The sequence below is a fragment of the Bowmanella sp. JS7-9 genome, assembly GCF_004329715.1.
Taxonomy (GTDB): Bacteria; Pseudomonadota; Gammaproteobacteria; order Enterobacterales; family Alteromonadaceae; genus Pseudobowmanella; species Pseudobowmanella zhangzhouensis.
The window spans coordinates 300,203-317,641 of the sequence record NZ_JXSY01000005.1 but is presented as its reverse complement, the minus strand read 5'-3'; the positions used below and the strand labels follow the sequence as shown (position 1 = coordinate 317,641).

Below are 17,439 nucleotides of genomic sequence, written 5' to 3'. Positions count from 1 at the left end.
ACATGGCTGAAGTAAAAGAAAAACAGGAAAGTGGTTACGACATTTCCAAACTCGATGGTATTGAGAAATCAGCAATATTACTGCTGAGCTTATCCGAAAATGATGCTGCCCAGATTTTACGGCATTTAGAACCTAAGCAGGTGCAGAAGCTCGGTAGTGCCATGGCGCGTATCGAAGATATGTCGCAGGCGAAAATTACTGCGGTGCATAAGCACTTCATTGAAGAAATTCAGAACTACAGCACCATCGGCTTCCAGTCACAGGACTTCGTGAAAAAAGCCCTGACAGCGGCGTTAGGCGAGGATAAAGCCGCAAACCTGATTGACCAGATTCTGGCAGGCGGACAGGCAAAGGGTCTGGATTCATTGAAATGGATGGACTCCAAGCAGGTGGCCAGCATTATCCGCAACGAGCACCCTCAGATACAAACCATTGTATTGTCTTATCTGGAGCCGGAACAATCGGCAGAAATTATTGCGCAGTTCCCAGAGAAAGTGCGTCTCGATCTGATGATGCGCATTGCCAATCTGGAAGAAGTCCAGCCAGCGGCACTGCAGGAACTAAACGAAATTATGGAGAAACAGTTTGCCGGTCAGGCTGGCGCACAAGCCGCGAAGATGGGCGGCCTGAAGTCTGCGGCGGAAATCATGAACTACCTGGATACCAATATCGAAGGTCAGCTGATGGACGCCATTCGCGAGCAGGACGAAGAGATGAGCCAGCAGATTTCGGATTTGATGTTCGTATTCGACAATTTAGCCGATGTGGACGACCGCGCCATGCAGGCTATCCTGCGCGAAGTGCAGCAGGATGCGTTGCTCAAAGCTATCAAAGGTGCCAGCGAGCCGTTGCGTGAAAAAATCACTAAAAATATGTCTAAACGTGCGGCAGAAATGTTGCTGGATGATCTGGAGGCTATGGGGCCTGTGCGAGTTAGTGACGTGGAAACGGCACAAAAAGAAGTACTGGCGGTGGCCAGACGATTGGCTGACGCCGGCGAAATCGTGCTGGGCGGCGGCGGTGGCGATGACTTCCTGTAAGCTGAATTATGTCTGAGCATCCGTTTAAATCCTGGCATCTTCCTGAACTGGATGATGCCGATACGCCGAAACAACCGCGCACCAATGCGCTGAATAAAACGCCGGGCTGGACATTTGAACCACCCGAGCAGCAAGAGCAACTCGACGTGCAAATGCCCACCGCGGAAGAGATCGAAGCGATTCGTCAGGCGGCCTGGGAAGAAGGCCGCAAAGAAGGTCTGGCTGAAGGCAAAGCCGAAGGCCGTAAACAAGGCTACGACGAGGGCCTGCAGCAGGGCACAGAAGAAGGTATCTCGCAGGGCACTGAACAGGGCCTGGCTGCGGCAAAAGAACAAATTGATGCATTGCACACGCAGTTATCCGGTTTGATCAACAACCTGCAAAAGCCGGTCGCGTCTGTGGACAAACGGGTTGAGCAGGAGTTGGTTAAACTGGCGGTGTCGCTGGCCCGCGCGGTACTGCGAATTGAACCCACGATTAATCAGGACGTATTGCTACAGGCGTTGAACGAGGCAATCAAAGTGTTACCCGTAGCCGAGCAACATTATCAATTACGCCTGCATCCGGACGATGTCGCTCTGCTTACCGGGCACTTTGGCGCGGAATATATCGAGCAACATCACTGGCATATTATTGAAGCGCCGGAAATCAGTCGCGGCGGGGTTGATGTGGTGACCAACAGCAACGCGGTGGATCTGTCCATTGAACGGCGTTGTCGCGATATTCTGGATAAATTCCTGCTGGATAATGGTCTGGGTGGCGAATGAGTAATCTGCATGAGCGCATTGCTGCCTATCAGGAGCATATTCCTCATCCTCATGCGGTAGCAGAGGGCAAGCTTATTCGTGGTATTGGTCTGACGCTGGAAGCGGTGGGTTGTCAGCTGCCGGTTGGCAGTCAGTGTCTGGTACAAACCATTGACGGTGAAATCGCCGCGGAGGTTGTAGGCTTTGCCGAAAATATTACCTATCTGATGCCAACTGAAGCGGTTAAAGGCATCGTACCCGGTTCGCGGGTGAAACCGCTGAATCGTCAGCAGGGTCTGGCGGTTGGCATGGAACTGTTGGGTCGTGTGATCGACGGCAACGGTAATCCATTGGATGGCCTGGGCGCCATTAAAACCAGTCAACGGGTGCCTTTGACCCGTCCGCCGATGAATCCCTTGCTGCGTAAGCAGATAGATCGTCCACTGGATGTGGGCGTGCGCAGCGTAAACAGCATGATTACCGTGGGACAAGGCCAACGTATGGGCTTGTTTGCCGGCAGTGGTGTGGGTAAGTCTGTGCTGATGGGCATGATGACCCGCGGCACCGAAGCCGATGTGGTGGTGGTGGGTCTGGTCGGCGAACGGGGCCGCGAAGTAAAAGAATTTATTCATGACATCTTGGGTGAAGAAGAGCGTAAAAAGTCAGTCGTGATCGCAGCACCGGCAGATACGTCGCCGTTGATGCGTCTCAAAGGCTGTGAAACAGCTGTGACCGTCGCGGAATATTTCCGCGATCAGGGCATGAATGTGCTGTTATTGATCGACTCGTTAACCCGCTATGCCATGGCACAGCGCGAAATCGCCCTGGCTGTGGGCGAGCCGCCAGCAACTAAAGGCTATCCCCCTTCGGTATTTGCGCGACTACCCGCATTGGTAGAGCGAGCCGGCAACGGCGGACCGGGGCAAGGCTCAATTACCGCGTTTTACACCGTGTTGGTGGAAGGGGACGATTTGCAAGATCCGATTGCCGATGCGGCGCGGGCAATTCTCGATGGTCACATTGTGTTATCCCGTCGTTTGGCAGACTCGGGACATTATCCGGCAATTGATATTGAAGCGTCGATTTCCCGCGTGATGCCCATGGTGGTCAGCGATGAGCATTTACAGGCCGCCCGCCGTGTGCGTCAGGTATATTCCAATTACCAGCAAAATCGCGATTTAATCAGTATTGGCGCTTACGCCAAAGGGACAGATCCGCGCATTGATTTGGCCATCGCCGCCGAGCCGGTGATCAATGAGTTTTTGCAACAGGGCATGAAACAGGTTACTCCCTATGATGACAGTCTGCAGTCGTTAGCTAATTTGACTGCGCGCTTAGGTAAGGGCTGATTATGTCGAACCGGCAATTACACCTGGTCGCGCGCTGGGAGCAGGAAAAAGAGCATAAATGCGCGCAGGATCTGCAGGTTGCTGAACAACACTGGCAACAGCAAAAGCAAAAATTATCGGCTCTACAGGGTTATCGCAATACCTATCTGAGTGACCTGCAAAAGCGTGGTATGCAGGGCCTTGATGCCCGGGCGTTTAGTCAGCATCACGGCTTTCTTGCCAAATTAGACAAAGCGTGTGATGAACAAAGCCAACAAATCGCGCGAGCCAAGCTGGTGGTGGATCAGCGTCGCCAGTTGTTTTTACAGCAGCAGAAAAAACGTAAAGCCGTCGATATGTTGCTGGAGCGCAAAGCCATCGAGGCGGCACGCAAAGAACAACGGGCTGAACAGGCGCTAATGGACGAAGTCGCGACCCAACGATTTATCCGCCGTCAACTGCAAAGCTAAAAGCTGGAATACTCCTTGCAAAGACTCTTGTAGCGTGACGGAAATACCCCCTGATAATGCCGCAGTACTTGCCGCCCTGCATCAGGAGAAATCCGCCAAGTAGCCAATAAATTTATAATTTACAAACACTTAAGTTTTACCTTGCGGGGTGTAGAGATGATGCAAATTGTTGCCGCCAACAATGAGAATTTTGCCGCTAAAGTCGAAAATCCGGCATCTGTGGATAAGGGTATCGGCCGGAATGACTTTGAGCAGGTGTTCAAAAATGAGCAACAGTCTGGCAGTCGTGCGGAAATACCGACAGCTGAGCACGAGTCGCGTCCAACCTCGTCCACCCGCAAGCAATCGGAACAGACAGATAATTCACCAACCAAGCAAAGTGAAAATACCTCGACTAAGCAAGGTGATAAAGCTCATGTGGTTGACGAGAAGACACCCACACACTGCAAGGGTGATGATGTAAATGGCAAATCGGAATTAGCAGAATCTGATAACACACAGCCAGATCACAGTGGTGCGGATGACATTGCAATTCAAGCTGACAGTGAGAGCGGCGAAGTTGTGCTGATGAGTGCACAGGATTTGGCACATCTGGCCTTGAAAGTTTCCGAGCAAGCAGAGCAGGAGCCCACAGTGTTACCTGATTGGCTGGCACTATTAACTCAATCACAGGATCAGATTGCATATCTGCAGCAAAGCGGCGAAGAATTGCCGGACGAGCCGAGTATTGATGATTTATTACTGCAATTGCAAAACGACGACAGCATCAAACTGGATAAGAGTCTGCAGGCGTTACTGGCGCGCCTCAACCAGTTTGACAATACGTCTGAGGATACTGCTGCACAGTCGGACGCCGAGTCGATCGTTGAATTAGTGCAGGATATTAACGATTTGATTAACTGGTTGTCACAACAAACACCCGAGATTGAAGGCGAGTCACAGCAACCTATTGCGGCATTTATTCAACAGTTGGGCGAATTGCTGGCTAAACCCGCTGAGTCAGACTCCAAACAAGACGGCCGGATTCAGGCGCTGCTGAACCAACTGATGGCGAAAACGGACACGAACCAGCAGCATGGGGCAGATGAACTTCATGTTGGCGGTGAAGATTTCTCGGCGTTATTGGAAGTGGTAAAAGCACTGCCGGTGAATGATCAGGCGGCCTTACTGGAAAGCCTGAAACGTCAGTTCAACCTGAATCGCCAGGATACACCGTCACAGCAACAGTTGTCGTTGCCGCTGGCAAGTGAAGGTGTGAAGTTAGTCGAACTTGCTGAGCAACCCGCCCAATTAAAGCAAATGCTACATACTCTGCTGCCTGACCTACCTGCTCAGCAGCGAGATAGTTTGGCACAACAGTGGCAACAGCTCAGTCGAGAAATTAGCAAACAGCCAGACACTGCGCTGGAGAGTTTTGTCGCGCTTATTCAGCCACTTAGTGGTCAGTCAACCGATTCGCAGGAACTGCTTAGTCAGCTGCAACAGTTGTTGCCTGTCACCTCGCCGGTAAACGATTTAGCCCAGCATTTGGGTAAACAGCTGCATAGTGCGCTGCAACTGCATCCGGTTAATCACGCCAGCGCTGCGAGCGCAGTGACCCAGCATGAATTGTTCAACACGCAATTGCAGGATGTGATGCGCCATGAGGGCCAGGCAACGAATCTGACTAAAGCCGAAGGTTTACAGCACCTGACCAATCAGGTGCAGATGATGGTAAATCAGAAACTGATGACTGCCGATATTCGTCTTGATCCGCCCGAATTGGGCAGTATGCAAGCGCGGGTTCAACTAAATGGCGATCAGGCTAGTGTCTCGTTTGTGGTTCAGACTCAGACTGCCCGGGATATGTTGCAGGACAGTCAGCAGCGCCTGCGCGATATGCTCGCTGAACGTGGGATTGAATTGAATCAATCGTCCATTCGCCAGCAATCGGATCAATCAGCTAATGGTCAAAATGGTCAGGGTCAACAAGCCGGCCAGGGGCAGCAGTTTGCGAATGGCGAAAATATTGAGAATATCGGCCAATCTGAGTTGGTTTCGGTGAGCATGCCGGAAAATGGCGTGATAGACTATTTTGTCTAAATACAGGTTAAGCGTTGCCTCAAAGCAGGTGGCGGGCTGACAAATTCGTTATGTGAGAAGTGAAGATGGCAGAAGTACCAGAAGACGCACCTGAAGAAGGTAAAAAGAAAGGCAAGTTAATGATCATCATCATTGCGGTGGTGGTGTTACTCGGTGCGGGTGCCGGTGCATTCTTTTTATTAGGTGGTGAGGAGCCACCGCCGATGATGGAAGGTGGCGCAATGCCGGCGGATGGTGCGCCAGCCGCGCCAGCCGAAAATGTATCGGTGGAAAAAGGTACCGCCATGTATGTGCAAATGCCTCGTCCTTTTACCTTTAATGTGCCAGGCACCAGCCGCGGTCGGGTGGTTGAAATCCGGGTGCAGTTGATGGTTCGCGGTATTGAAAACGAAGAACTGGCTAAGCTGCATATTCCTTCAATCGAAGGGGCGCTTGTCAGTGCATTCAGTAGTAGCAACGCTGATGATTTGGTGACTGAGGCCGGTAAAGTGGCGCTGCGCGATCAGGCGCTGCGTGATGTCAAATCGACGATGAAAGATATCACTGGCAGTGAAGTGGTGGAAAAAGTGTTATTCACTGGCTTTGTAATGCAATAGGCGAAATAAACCGTGACTGATTTGTTATCCCAGGACGAGATTGATGCACTACTGCACGGCGTTGATGACGTCGAGGAAGACGATGTCGAATCGTCGGTCAGTGCCGATGGGTTAATCGAGTACGACTTCTCTTCTCAGGACCGTATTGTGCGTGGGCGCATGCCGACGCTGGAAATGGTCAACGAGCGTTTTGCCCGCCATATGCGGGTAAGCTTGTTCAATATGATGCGTCGCAGTGCAGAAGTGTCAATTAACGGCATTCAGATGATCAAATTTGGAGAGTACGTGCACACCCTGTTCGTACCGACCAGTTTGAATATGGTGCGCTTACGCCCGCTCAAAGGCACTGGTTTGATCACCATGGAAGCCCGTCTGGTGTTTATTCTGGTGGATAACTTCTTCGGTGGTGATGGTCGCTTCCATGCCAAAATCGAAGGGCGGGAATTCACCCCCACTGAACGCCGTATTACCCAAATGTTGCTCAAGCTGATCTTTGAGGATTACAAAGAGGCGTGGGCGCCGGTAATGGATGTGTCTTTTGAATATCTGGACTCCGAAGTGAACCCGGCAATGGCTAACATTGTTAACCCGACCGAGGTGGTCGTAATCAGTTCTTTCCATATAGAGTTAGATGGTGGCGGCGGTGACTTCCATGTTGCGTTGCCGTACTCAATGCTGGAGCCAATCCGAGAATTACTTGATGCAGGCGTTAAGAGTGATAAAGAAGATACCGATCTGCGCTGGAGTAAGGCACTGCGCGATGAAATCCTGGATGTGGAGGTTGAGGTGTCAGCTGAATTGCTGGAATTTGAACTGCCATTGAGTGAAATAATGGAGCTTAAAGCAGGTGACATTATCCCGGTAGAGTTACCTGAATATGTGATCATGTCGGTAGAAAACTTGCCTACTTTCAGAACTAAGCTGGGACGCTCCAGAGATAATCTTGCATTGCAAATCAAGTCAAAGATAAAACGCCCGACCTCGGTGAAATCAGAATTACAACTGCTAACCAAAGGCGGCAAGCGTTTGGATAGTGAGAATGAATTACATGGCCTTGAAGAAGGGCTGGACGATATTTAACAGGCGCGCGCCTGATTGTAATGGGGTACTGAAATGAGTAACGAAAACGATGACGCAATGGACGACTGGGCAGCCGCAATGGCTGAACAGGCAGAAGCTGAAGCAAACGAAGCTGAGGGTGTTCAGGTTGCCGAATTAGATGAACTGGAAGAGCCGGCAGAAATTACCGCCAGTCAAAAGCGTAAACTGGATACTATTTTAGATATCCCGGTGACCATTTCTATGGAAGTGGGGCGCACCAATATCAGTATCCGTAATTTACTGCAGTTAAATCAGGGTTCAGTGGTTGAATTGGATCGCGTAGCGGGCGAACCGTTAGACGTATTAGTAAATGGCACGTTGATTGCTCATGGAGAAGTAGTGGTAGTCAACGACAAATTCGGTATACGTTTAACAGATGTTATTAGCCAAATCGAAAGAATCAAAAAACTTCGTTAAATCAATAGCCTGGCCAATTCTGGCCGGGCTCCTTTGTTTTTCTCCGATAGCCTTTAGTCAAACATCTGACACCAGCGTCGGTACCATAGCGTCAATTTTCCTATCTTTATTCCTGGTTGTGGCACTGGTGTTTGCACTCGGGTTTGTGCTGAAAAAAATCAATGTCACGCACGCCGGTAATCAGCAATTAAAACCGGTTGCATCCATGATGTTAGGTAATCGTGAACGTTTGATGGTGATACAGGTTGGGGATGAACAACATCTGCTGGGCATCACGCCCCAGTCCATCAGTCATTTGTCGAAACTGACTACGCCGCTGGAGTCCGAACAAAGCGGCGATAAATTTAAATCCCGCCTCGCGCAAATGCTGCAGCAACGCAAGGAGGCCGAGCATGACTAAATTATTAACAGCCTCATTAAAAGTCTCGCTGACACTATTACTTTTGCTGTTACCGGGTTTGGTTAGTGCTGACCAAGGCTTGACCGCCGTGACGGTCACGACCAATCCGGATGGCTCACAAGATTACTCCATGACGCTGCAAGTGCTGGCAATCATGACGGCGCTAAGCCTGTTGCCAGCCTTTATCCTGATGATGACATCTTTCACGCGGATTATCGTGGTGTTATCGATTTTGCGTCAGGCGATTGGTTTACAGCAGTCTCCGTCGAACCAGATTTTGATTGGTGTGAGCCTGTTCCTGAGCTTATTTATCATGGCGCCGGTGTTTGAAAGGATCAATCAGCAGGCGCTGCAACCTTATCTGGAAGAGCAGGTGACCTCACTGCAGGCGTTTGAACTGGCCAAAGCGCCATTACGCGAATTTATGCTGTCGCAAACCCGGGTGAAAGATTTGGAAACGTTCGTGGAAATTGGCGGCATGACCGGGCAGTTTCAGGATCCTTCCGAAGTGCCCATGACAGTACTTATTCCTGCCTTTGTGACCAGCGAGCTGAAAACCGCGTTTCAAATCGGCTTTATGTTGTTTATCCCATTTCTGATTTTGGATCTGGTGGTGGCCTCGGTGCTGATGGCCATGGGTATGATGATGTTGTCACCCATGATTGTGTCCCTTCCATTTAAACTCATGCTGTTTGTGATGGTTGACGGCTGGAATCTGATCTTCGGTACGTTGGCCAAGAGTTACGGATTGTAGGGGAAACGTATGTCTCCGGAATTATTTGTCGATATATTACGTGATGCGCTGGGCATGGTGATCTTGCTGGTTTCGGCGATTATTTTACCCAGTCTGTTTGTCGGTCTGATTGTGTCGGTGTTTCAGGCCGCGACTTCAATTAACGAACAAACCATCAACTTCTTACCACGTCTGATTGTTACCTTACTGGCACTCAGTTGGGGTGGGCACTGGCTGGTAGGTAAATTAATGGATTTCACCTTTCATATGGTGGATATGATCCCGCAGGTGGTGGGGTAATCCGTGGAAGTGTTGTCCAGCACGATTATTCAGGCCATGGCCGATATGTTGCTGCCGTTTATGCGGGTGTCGGGGTTATTTGCCGCCATGGTCGGTTTTAGCGCTAAGTCTATTCCTCCTCCGGTACGGGCGTTACTGACGTTGTTTTTATCTGTGCTGGTGATGCCACTGATACAACCTGTCCCCGTCGATGATTTGGTGTCGCCAGGCACCTGGGTTCTGATGATTCAGCAATTGCTGATAGGCCTGGCTGCGGGATTCGTCACCATGATGTTACTCAATACCTTTGTGCTGGCAGGCCAGGTGGTGGCGATGCAGACCGGCTTGGGCTTTGCGTCTATCGTCGATCCGGTTAACGGAATTAACGTGCCTGCGGTAGGTCAGTTTTATTTAATCCTCGCCACCTTGTTGTTTTGGGTAATGGACGGTCATCTGGCCATGATTCAGATGATTGTATTGAGTTTTGAGGCACTGCCAGTAGGGCAGGGTTTGTTTGCCATCAGTAATTTTCAGGCGCTGGCCCATTGGGGCAGTTTCATGTTTATTGCCGCACTGACCTTATCGTTGGCGCCGATTGTCTCTTTACTGATCATTAACCTGTCGTTTGGTGTGATGACCAAAGCAGCGCCGCAGCTGAATATCTTTACCTTGGGTTTCGCCATCGCGCAGATTATTGGTCTGATCGTGGTGTGGATCACCATGGATAACTTTGCCATTCACTTCGAGCATGACTGGCTCGAAGCGCAGCAATTGATCTGTTCAATGCTGCAGGTTTGCAGGTAGGAGGCGCGAATGGCAGCGGATGATGCGCAGGAACGCACAGAAGACCCCACGGAGAAAAAGAAATCGAAGGCCCTCGAGAAGGGCCAGATTGCGCGATCCCGTGAGTTGTCCACCACATTAGTGCTGATTGCCAGTGCCGCGGCGCTATTGCTGGTTGGGCGCGGTATGGCGGAAGCCTTGTTCAGGATTTTTCAGCGTGCGTTTAACCTGTCCCGCGAGGAAACCTGGGATATGGCGCACGCGTTTCAGATTTTGCCCTCGGTATTAGGTGAATTGGTCATCCCAATGGCATTTTATATGGTGATTGTGGTGATCGCGGGGGTATACGGCAATATCGCTCTGGGTGGTTACAACTTTACCTGGAAAACCGCCAAACCAGACTTTTCAAAGCTCAATCCACTCAAAGGTCTGAAACGTATGTTCGGTCCCAATGGGGCGGTGGAACTGATTAAAGCCGCGGCCAAATTCATTGTCGTGGCCGTGTCGGCTTACCTGGCGCTGCGCTTATTTCAGGATGAAGTACTCCATCTGGATTTGGAAATGTATCCACGCAATCTGGTGCATTCGGTCGAATTGGTTGGCTGGATGTTCCTGATCATCTGTTGTGCCATGATCCCCATTGCTATCTTCGATGTGCCGTGGAGTAAGCACAAACACGACCAACAAATGAAAATGACCAAACAAGAGGTCAAAGACGAACGTAAAAACGCCGAAGGTGATCCACAAATCAAAGGGCGGATCCGTCGCTTGCAATATCAGGCCGCAGCCAAACGTATGATGCAGGCGGTGCCCAAGGCCGATGTGGTGGTTACCAACCCGACCCACTATTCTGTTGCACTGGTGTATGACCAAAGTGGTAATCGCGCGCCTGTCGTGGTGGCCAAAGGTGCGGATGAACTGGCGATGCATATCCGAAAAATCGCCGCAGCCCATGATATTCCTTTAGTCGCGTCACCTTTGCTGGCCCGGGCAATTTATTATTCGACCGAAGCGGATCACGAAATTCCGGAGCAGTTGTTTATGGCCGTGGCGCAGCTACTGGCCTATGTTTACCAGCTCAAAGCTTGGCGCCGTGGTAAGGCTAAGCGACCCAAACCACTCAATCAAAACCTGCCCATTCCACCAGAGTTCAGATTTTAGCCGCTCAGATAACGTTTTGGATTTTAGCTGATTATTGGCAAGGTAGTTGCAACCGAGCGATTACCGTCAATTTTCAGATGCTCGTGGTTTATGGAGCTCACTCGTTATTTTCAGCAAGTTGACAAGCAGCAAATAAAGAAATTTACCTCAGGGTTAGGTACGCCAGTGATGTTGCTGGCGATTATGGGCATGGTGATTTTGCCAATGCCCGCGGTGCTGCTGGATATTTTGTTCAGTTTCAATATCGCCCTGTCGCTGGTGGTCATTCTGGTGGTGGTCTTCACCGATAAGCCAGTACAGTTCGGCTCGTTCCCATTAATTCTGTTGATTGCGACGGTATTACGCCTCGCACTAAACGTCGCCTCAACGCGGGTGGTCTTGCTGGAAGGGCATGAGGGCGGCGATGCCGCCGGTAAAGTCATTCAGGCATTCGGTGAAGTGGTTATCGGCGGTAACTATGCAGTTGGTATTGTGGTGTTCGCCATCTTGCTGATCATCAACTTCAAAGTAGTCACGGCGGGTGCCGGTCGTATCTCTGAAGTTAGTGCTCGCTTTACATTGGATGCCATGCCGGGTAAGCAGATGGCTATCGATGCAGACCTCAATGCCGGCTTTATCGATCAGGATGAAGCACGTAAACGCCGGGCAGAAATTACGGCCGAAGCGGATTTCTACGGCTCCATGGATGGTGCGTCAAAGTTTGTTAAAGGCGACGCAGTGGCGGGTCTGTGGATCATGCTGATCAATATCGTTGGCGGCTTGTTCATCGGTATGATTCAGCATGATTTGCTGTTTTCTGATGCGATCCGCATTTATACCATTTTGACCATAGGTGATGGTCTGGTGGCGCAAATCCCATCTTTGCTGCTGTCCGTAGCGACGGCGATTATCGTGACTCGTGAAAACGATAACCGCGAAATTGGCACAGAAGTAAAACGTCAGTTAGGCAATCAGCAGGCGCTGATTATCACCTCGATTATTTTATTCGTGATGGGTATTGTCCCGGGCATGCCGCATCTGGCGTTTTTGGGCTTTGCCGCACTGGTAGGTGGCATGGCGTATTTCCGTCACAAACAGGTACAGGATGCCAACAAGCCCGCCAGCAAAGAGGGTGAGTTGGTGGAGAGTAATCTGCCCAGCAATGAAGTCAAAGAGTTGTCATGGGATGACGTGCAGCAGGTTGACATTATTGGTCTGGAAGTGGGTTACCGTTTGATTCCTCTGGTGGACAAGTCTCAGGGTGGCGAATTGCTGACCCGTATCAAAGGCGTGCGCAAAAAACTGTCTCAGGAACTGGGCTTTTTGGTGCCGCCGGTACACATCCGTGACAATTTGGATCTGAATCCCAACAGCTACACTATCTCCATGATGGGGGTGATCATTGGCGAAGCCGAAATCGCCCATGATTGTGAAATGGCGATTAACCCCGGTCAGGTATTTGGCAAACTGAGCGGCACACCCACCAAAGATCCGGCATTTGGGTTAGATGCGGTGTGGATTAAACCGAGTCAGCGTGAGCATGCGCAATCGCTTGGCTATACCGTGGTGGATGCGGCAACTGTCGTCGCTACGCATTTGATTCAGTTACTTACCAACAATGCCTATCAGTTACTCGGCCACGAAGAAGTACAGCAACTGTTGGATATGCTGGCCAAGAGCAATCCTAAGCTGGTGGAAGGTCTGGTGCCGGATGTGTTGCCGCTTGCCACTGTGGTTAAAGTGTTGCAAACCCTGCTGTATGAAAACGTACCGATTCGCGATATTCGCACCATAGTGCAGACCCTGACGGAATACGGCGCGAAGAGCCAGGATCCGGATGTGTTGGTCGCGGCGGTGCGTATTGCCTTGAAACGCCTGATTGCGCAGGAAATCAGCCAGGGCGCGCAGGAAATCCCTGTCATTACTTTGGCGCCAGAGTTGGAACAAATGTTGCACCAGTCCCTGCAAGCAGGTGGGCAGGATGGCGCCGGTATCGAACCTGGTTTGGCAGAACGCTTACAGCAGCGCCTCAGCGAAGCCCACCAACAACAAGAATTAGCAGGCGAACCAGCCGTATTGCTGACCTCCGGTATGTTACGTCCGGTCTTATCGCGCTTTGTTAAGCACGCGATTGCCGGACTCCACGTCCTGTCTTACCAGGAAGTGCCGGATGATAAACAAATAAAAATTGTCAGCTCAATTGGCAAATAGCAGGAGTAATCGGCCATGAAAATCAGACGCTTTGTTGGCAAAGACATGCGTGATGCATTGAACAAGGTGAAGCAGGAACTGGGCGGAGACGCCGTCATCATGTCCAATAAGAAGATTGATGAGGGTGTGGAAATTGTCGCTGCCTGCGACCGTGAACCCAGTGTCAAAAAGCCGACTCCTGCCGTGTCAGCCCCTATGGCGGAGAAAAAACCGGCCAGTCTTAGCGAAATCATCGGCGATAGCGGCCCTGACAGCCTGCGCGAATTACTGGAAAAGCAAGTGAGCCGTAATGCAGTCAATCCGTTTGAAGCGATTAAAAAGCCTGTGGCAGCTCAGACCAAAGCACACACGCCAATGGCAGCGGCTCCTGCCCAGCCGGTGGCGGCTAATCAGGAGTTACAGGATATTCGTGAAGAACTGGCCAGCTTGCGCAATGTTCTGCAGTTTCAGGTGGGCGGATTGATGGAGCAACAGCGTCGGCATAAGCATCCGTTACATGCCTATTTCGCAGAACAACTTGGGGCGATGGGGCTTGATAAGTCGCTGGCCGATCAGTTGGTCAGTTTTCTTTCCGAGCAAACGTCTGAACGTGAGGCCTGGCTATTTTTATTAAAAATGTTGGCCAATCGTATTCATACCGGTTCAGATGAGATACTCAGTCGCGGTGGTATTTACGCGTTTGTGGGGCCAACCGGCACCGGCAAAACAACTACGGTAGCAAAAATGGCGGCGCGCTTCGCACAGCGCTACGGTGCGGATCAGGTCGGCTTGATTACCATTGATAGCTACCGAATCGCGGCTTATGAACAGCTCGCCACTTACGCCAAGATTATCGGCTGTGGCGTAAAAAAAGCGGCCAATGCAGAACAGCTGGCGGATGCCTTAGTGCAGTTCCGTAATCGCCGTCTGGTCTTGATTGATACCGCTGGCTTTTCTCAGCGAGATGCCAGATTAATCAATCAGTTAGATACCTTAAAACAAAGTGGTTGTGCTACTATAAAACCGTATTTGCTATTACAGGCCAATGCACAGCGGGAAGTGATGCAGGATACTCTGAGACGATACAGGGAAATTTCTATGCATGGCTGTATTTTAACAAAATTAGATGAGTGTTACTCTCTCGGTCAGGCGCTAAGCGCTGTGGTTGAGGCGCAGATACCTGTTTCGTTTATCACTGACGGCCAGCGTGTACCTGAAGACATTCATTTGGCGGATGCCAAGCAGTTAGTTGCTAATGCCGCGCGGCTGTTTAAACACAATGCGGCAGGGCGGAATAACGGAACATCATCAATAGCAGTATGATTGAAGATCAAGCGAGTAGTTTACGAAAAATGCAGCAAACTAATTTAGTCAAAGTAATTGCTGTAACCGGCGGTAAAGGTGGCGTCGGTAAGACCAATATTACCCTCAATACCGCGATTGCCATGGCCAAAATGGGCAAGAAAGTCATGGTGCTGGATGCAGACCTGGGGCTTGCCAACGTCGATGTGATGCTGGGCTTGCGCGTGGGTAAGAATCTGTCTCATGTGTTGTCTGGCGAATGTCTGCTAGAAGATGTGCTGGTAGAAGGCCCGTATGGCGTCAAAATCGCCCCTGCGACCTCGGGAACCCAATCCATGACCGAGTTGAGCCGTGTTGAACATGCTGGCCTGATTCGGGCGTTTAGCGAACTGCGTGAAAAAATTGACGTATTGCTGGTTGATACCGCCGCAGGTATTTCAGACATGGTGTTGAGTTTTTCCCGCGCAGCACAAGATGTGATGGTTGTGGTATGTGATGAACCGACCTCTCTGACCGATGCCTACGCGTTGATTAAGTTACTTAACCGCGATCACGGCGTATTCCGCTTTAAAATTGTCGCCAATATGGTGCGCAATATGCGTGAGGGTCAGGAGCTTTTCGCAAAATTATCTAAAGTCACAGGGCGCTTTTTAGATGTCGCACTAGAATTAGTGGCGACGGTGCCTTATGACGAAAATATTCGTAATGCGGTGCGCAAACAAAAGGCACTGGTGGAGGCCTATCCATCATCGCCAGCGGCGACGGCCATTACCCAGTTAGCCGGCAAAGCCTTACAGTGGCCAATCCCGCAACAACCGGGCGGGCATTTAGAGTTCTTCCTTGAGCAACTTGTGGATCAACAAGCCAGACAGGTACAAGGTAACGCGTGAATAACAAAGCCGCTGCCTACTTGCAGCACGATGATAAAACCAAATTAGTTGAACAGCATGCACCGCTGGTAAAACGTATTGCCCATCATCTGCTTGCCCGCTTGCCAGCCAGCGTGTTGGTCGATGATTTGATCCAGGCCGGTATGATTGGCTTGCTTGAAGCGTCGAAAAATTTTGATGGCAGCAAAGGTGCTAGTTTCGAAACGTTTGCCGGGATCCGCATTCGTGGTGCCATGCTGGATGAAATTCGTAAGGGTGATTGGACGCCACGCTCAGTACATAAAAATAGTCGGTCAATTACCGAAGCAATTAATCAGGTAGAACGTATTACCGGCCGCGATGCCCGCGATGCAGAAGTCGCCGAATATATGGGTGTCACGCTGGGTGAATATCATTCGATGCTCGGTGAAGTGAATGCCGGGCGTATTATTGGTATCGAAGATTTAGGTGTCACTGAGGATGTATTAAGCAGCAACGACAAAGGTTCAGATGAGCCATTTGATGAAATTCTGCAAGGTACATTCCAAAAAGCGCTAGCGCATGCTATTACTACTTTGCCTGAGCGCGAAGCCATTGTTTTGTCATTGTATTATGACGAAGAGTTAAATTTACGGGAAATTGGCGAAGTACTCGACGTGAGTGAATCACGGGTCAGTCAAATCCATAGCCAGGCAATGCATAGACTTAAGTCCAGAATGCAAAACTGGCGCGTCGATTAACGTACAATAATAAATAAAACGAAGATCCAGACTGGAGGCCAAATTTGGATAAGAATATGAAAATTCTTGTTGTTGATGACTTTTCAACAATGAGACGCATCATTAAAAACCTGCTTAAAGATTTGGGCTTTGCCAATGTGCAGGAAGCTGATGACGGAAGTACCGCACTGCCAATGCTACAACAGGGCGGCTTTGACTTTGTCATTACAGACTGGAACATGCCAGGTATGCAGGGTATCGATTTGCTGCGCGCGATTCGTGCCGATGACCGCCTGAAACATCTGCCCGTACTGATGGTTACCGCTGAAGCGAAAAAAGAACAGATCGTTGCTGCAGCTCAAGCTGGCGTAAACGGGTATGTGGTTAAGCCATTCACCGCTGCGACGTTGAAAGAAAAACTCGAGAAAATCTTCGAACGTCTCGGTTAGCCCCGGGCTAATCCTTTATTGGGAGGTGCCAGATGGCGAACAACACCAGTTATCAAATTACACTGGAAGATGCCAGACAACTCGTTGTGTTGCTGGAGGCCGGTGAGCAGCAGCAGGCTGATGAGCTATTCGATTCTTTGTCGCAAGATAATAATCAGGGTCTGTTTGCGGAAGTGGGAAAACTCACCCGCCAGTTGCACGACTCACTAAACAGCTTCCAGCTCGATGGTCGACTAGCTGACCTGACACAGGAAGACATTCCGGATGCCCAATCACGCCTGAATTACGTGATTGAGACAACCGAAAATGCAGCTAATACTACGATGGACGCGGTCGAAAAGAGTATGCCGATTGCAGAGTCTCTCAGTAGTGAGCTGAAAAAGATTCTGCCGGAATGGCAAAAGCTGATGAGTCGGCAAATTGAATTGGGTGAGTTCAAAACTCTATGCCATGACGTCGATGCGTTTATGCATCATGCCGATCAGGAGATGGATAAGCTCACCGGACTATTAACCGAAGTGCTGATGGCGCAGGGCTATCAGGATATTACCGGTCAGGTGATTCGCCGCGTTATTGATTTAGTCAAAGAAGTGGAAGACAGTCTGGTGCATCTGCTCGCTATGTTTAGCGGTGTAGAAGTTGCTGATAAAGAAAAGAAAAATAGTAAAGCCTCTGCGAAAAAGCCCGATAACGTGGAAGCGGAGGGACCAATTATTAATCCCGAAGAACGCGACGACGTAGTAACGGGACAAGATGATGTAGATGACCTACTATCAAGCTTGGGGTTTTAAGAGG

At 50.2% G+C, this 17,439-nt stretch carries 19 protein-coding genes; all 19 read left to right on the top strand.

Annotated features, from left to right (window positions below; genetic code table 11):
- Positions 1 to 2 precede the first annotated feature (2 nt).
- The 19 genes from fliG (at position 3) to TK45_RS03950 (ending at position 17,435) form a co-directional block, all read left to right on the top strand.
- Positions 3 to 1,040 (top strand): flagellar motor switch protein FliG, encoded by a 1,038-nt coding sequence (fliG, locus tag TK45_RS04040; RefSeq protein ID WP_131257341.1) that lies wholly within the window; start codon positions 3 to 5, stop codon positions 1,038 to 1,040.
- Between the two features lie 8 nt (positions 1,041 to 1,048).
- On the top strand, positions 1,049 to 1,807 hold the full coding sequence (fliH, locus tag TK45_RS04035) for a flagellar assembly protein FliH (protein WP_131257340.1): 759 nt from the start codon (positions 1,049 to 1,051) through the stop codon (positions 1,805 to 1,807).
- Positions 1,804 to 3,135 (top strand): flagellar protein export ATPase FliI, encoded by a 1,332-nt coding sequence (fliI, locus tag TK45_RS04030; protein WP_131257339.1) that lies wholly within the window; start codon positions 1,804 to 1,806, stop codon positions 3,133 to 3,135. The genes fliH and fliI overlap by 4 nt, the downstream gene beginning before the upstream one ends.
- Positions 3,136 to 3,137: 2 nt before the next feature.
- The gene (gene fliJ, locus TK45_RS04025; RefSeq protein WP_131257338.1) at positions 3,138 to 3,584 is read left to right on the top strand and encodes a flagellar export protein FliJ; all 447 of its coding nucleotides are present in this window, start codon (positions 3,138 to 3,140) and stop codon (positions 3,582 to 3,584) included.
- 156 nt (positions 3,585 to 3,740) lie between these two features.
- Positions 3,741 to 5,666, top strand: a complete 1,926-nt coding sequence (locus tag TK45_RS04020; RefSeq protein WP_131257337.1) for a flagellar hook-length control protein FliK — start codon at positions 3,741 to 3,743, stop codon at positions 5,664 to 5,666.
- 65 nt (positions 5,667 to 5,731) lie between these two features.
- Positions 5,732 to 6,262, top strand: coding sequence for a flagellar basal body-associated protein FliL (fliL, locus tag TK45_RS04015; RefSeq protein WP_131257336.1), 531 nt, complete (start codon positions 5,732 to 5,734; stop codon positions 6,260 to 6,262).
- 12 nt (positions 6,263 to 6,274) lie between these two features.
- Entirely contained in the window at positions 6,275 to 7,342 is a 1,068-nt protein-coding gene (fliM, locus tag TK45_RS04010) for a flagellar motor switch protein FliM (protein ID WP_131257335.1), read from the top strand.
- A 33-nt stretch (positions 7,343 to 7,375) separates the two neighbouring features.
- Positions 7,376 to 7,780 (top strand): flagellar motor switch protein FliN, encoded by a 405-nt coding sequence (gene fliN / locus TK45_RS04005; protein ID WP_131257334.1) that lies wholly within the window; start codon positions 7,376 to 7,378, stop codon positions 7,778 to 7,780.
- 118 nt (positions 7,781 to 7,898) lie between these two features.
- A complete protein-coding gene (gene fliO / locus TK45_RS16325) occupies positions 7,899 to 8,180 on the top strand; it encodes a flagellar biosynthetic protein FliO (RefSeq protein WP_254426535.1) in 282 nt (93 codons plus the stop codon).
- Positions 8,173 to 8,934: a flagellar type III secretion system pore protein FliP gene (fliP, locus tag TK45_RS03995; protein ID WP_131257332.1), complete on the top strand. Its 762-nt coding sequence runs from the start codon at positions 8,173 to 8,175 to the stop codon at positions 8,932 to 8,934. The genes fliO and fliP overlap by 8 nt, the downstream gene beginning before the upstream one ends.
- Positions 8,935 to 8,943: 9 nt before the next feature.
- Positions 8,944 to 9,213, top strand: a complete 270-nt coding sequence (gene fliQ, locus TK45_RS03990; RefSeq protein ID WP_131257331.1) for a flagellar biosynthesis protein FliQ — start codon at positions 8,944 to 8,946, stop codon at positions 9,211 to 9,213.
- Between the two features lie 3 nt (positions 9,214 to 9,216).
- A complete protein-coding gene (fliR, locus tag TK45_RS03985; RefSeq protein ID WP_131257330.1) occupies positions 9,217 to 9,996 on the top strand; it encodes a flagellar biosynthetic protein FliR in 780 nt (259 codons plus the stop codon).
- Between the two features lie 9 nt (positions 9,997 to 10,005).
- Positions 10,006 to 11,136, top strand: a complete 1,131-nt coding sequence (gene flhB / locus TK45_RS03980) for a flagellar biosynthesis protein FlhB (RefSeq protein WP_131257329.1) — start codon at positions 10,006 to 10,008, stop codon at positions 11,134 to 11,136.
- A 90-nt stretch (positions 11,137 to 11,226) separates the two neighbouring features.
- Positions 11,227 to 13,326: a flagellar biosynthesis protein FlhA gene (gene flhA, locus TK45_RS03975; RefSeq protein ID WP_131257328.1), complete on the top strand. Its 2,100-nt coding sequence runs from the start codon at positions 11,227 to 11,229 to the stop codon at positions 13,324 to 13,326.
- 15 nt (positions 13,327 to 13,341) lie between these two features.
- Complete coding sequence (gene flhF / locus TK45_RS03970; RefSeq protein ID WP_131257327.1) at positions 13,342 to 14,628, top strand: flagellar biosynthesis protein FlhF; 1,287 nt, start codon at positions 13,342 to 13,344, stop codon at positions 14,626 to 14,628.
- A complete protein-coding gene (locus TK45_RS03965; RefSeq protein ID WP_131257326.1) occupies positions 14,625 to 15,497 on the top strand; it encodes a MinD/ParA family protein in 873 nt (290 codons plus the stop codon). The genes flhF and TK45_RS03965 overlap by 4 nt, the downstream gene beginning before the upstream one ends.
- Positions 15,494 to 16,216, top strand: coding sequence for an RNA polymerase sigma factor FliA (locus TK45_RS03960; RefSeq protein WP_131257325.1), 723 nt, complete (start codon positions 15,494 to 15,496; stop codon positions 16,214 to 16,216). Before TK45_RS03965 ends, TK45_RS03960 begins: the two co-directional genes overlap by 4 nt.
- Positions 16,217 to 16,260: 44 nt before the next feature.
- The gene (cheY, locus tag TK45_RS03955; RefSeq protein ID WP_131257324.1) at positions 16,261 to 16,644 is read left to right on the top strand and encodes a chemotaxis response regulator CheY; all 384 of its coding nucleotides are present in this window, start codon (positions 16,261 to 16,263) and stop codon (positions 16,642 to 16,644) included.
- A 32-nt stretch (positions 16,645 to 16,676) separates the two neighbouring features.
- Positions 16,677 to 17,435, top strand: a complete 759-nt coding sequence (locus tag TK45_RS03950; protein WP_131257323.1) for a protein phosphatase CheZ — start codon at positions 16,677 to 16,679, stop codon at positions 17,433 to 17,435.
- Positions 17,436 to 17,439 lie beyond the last annotated feature (4 nt).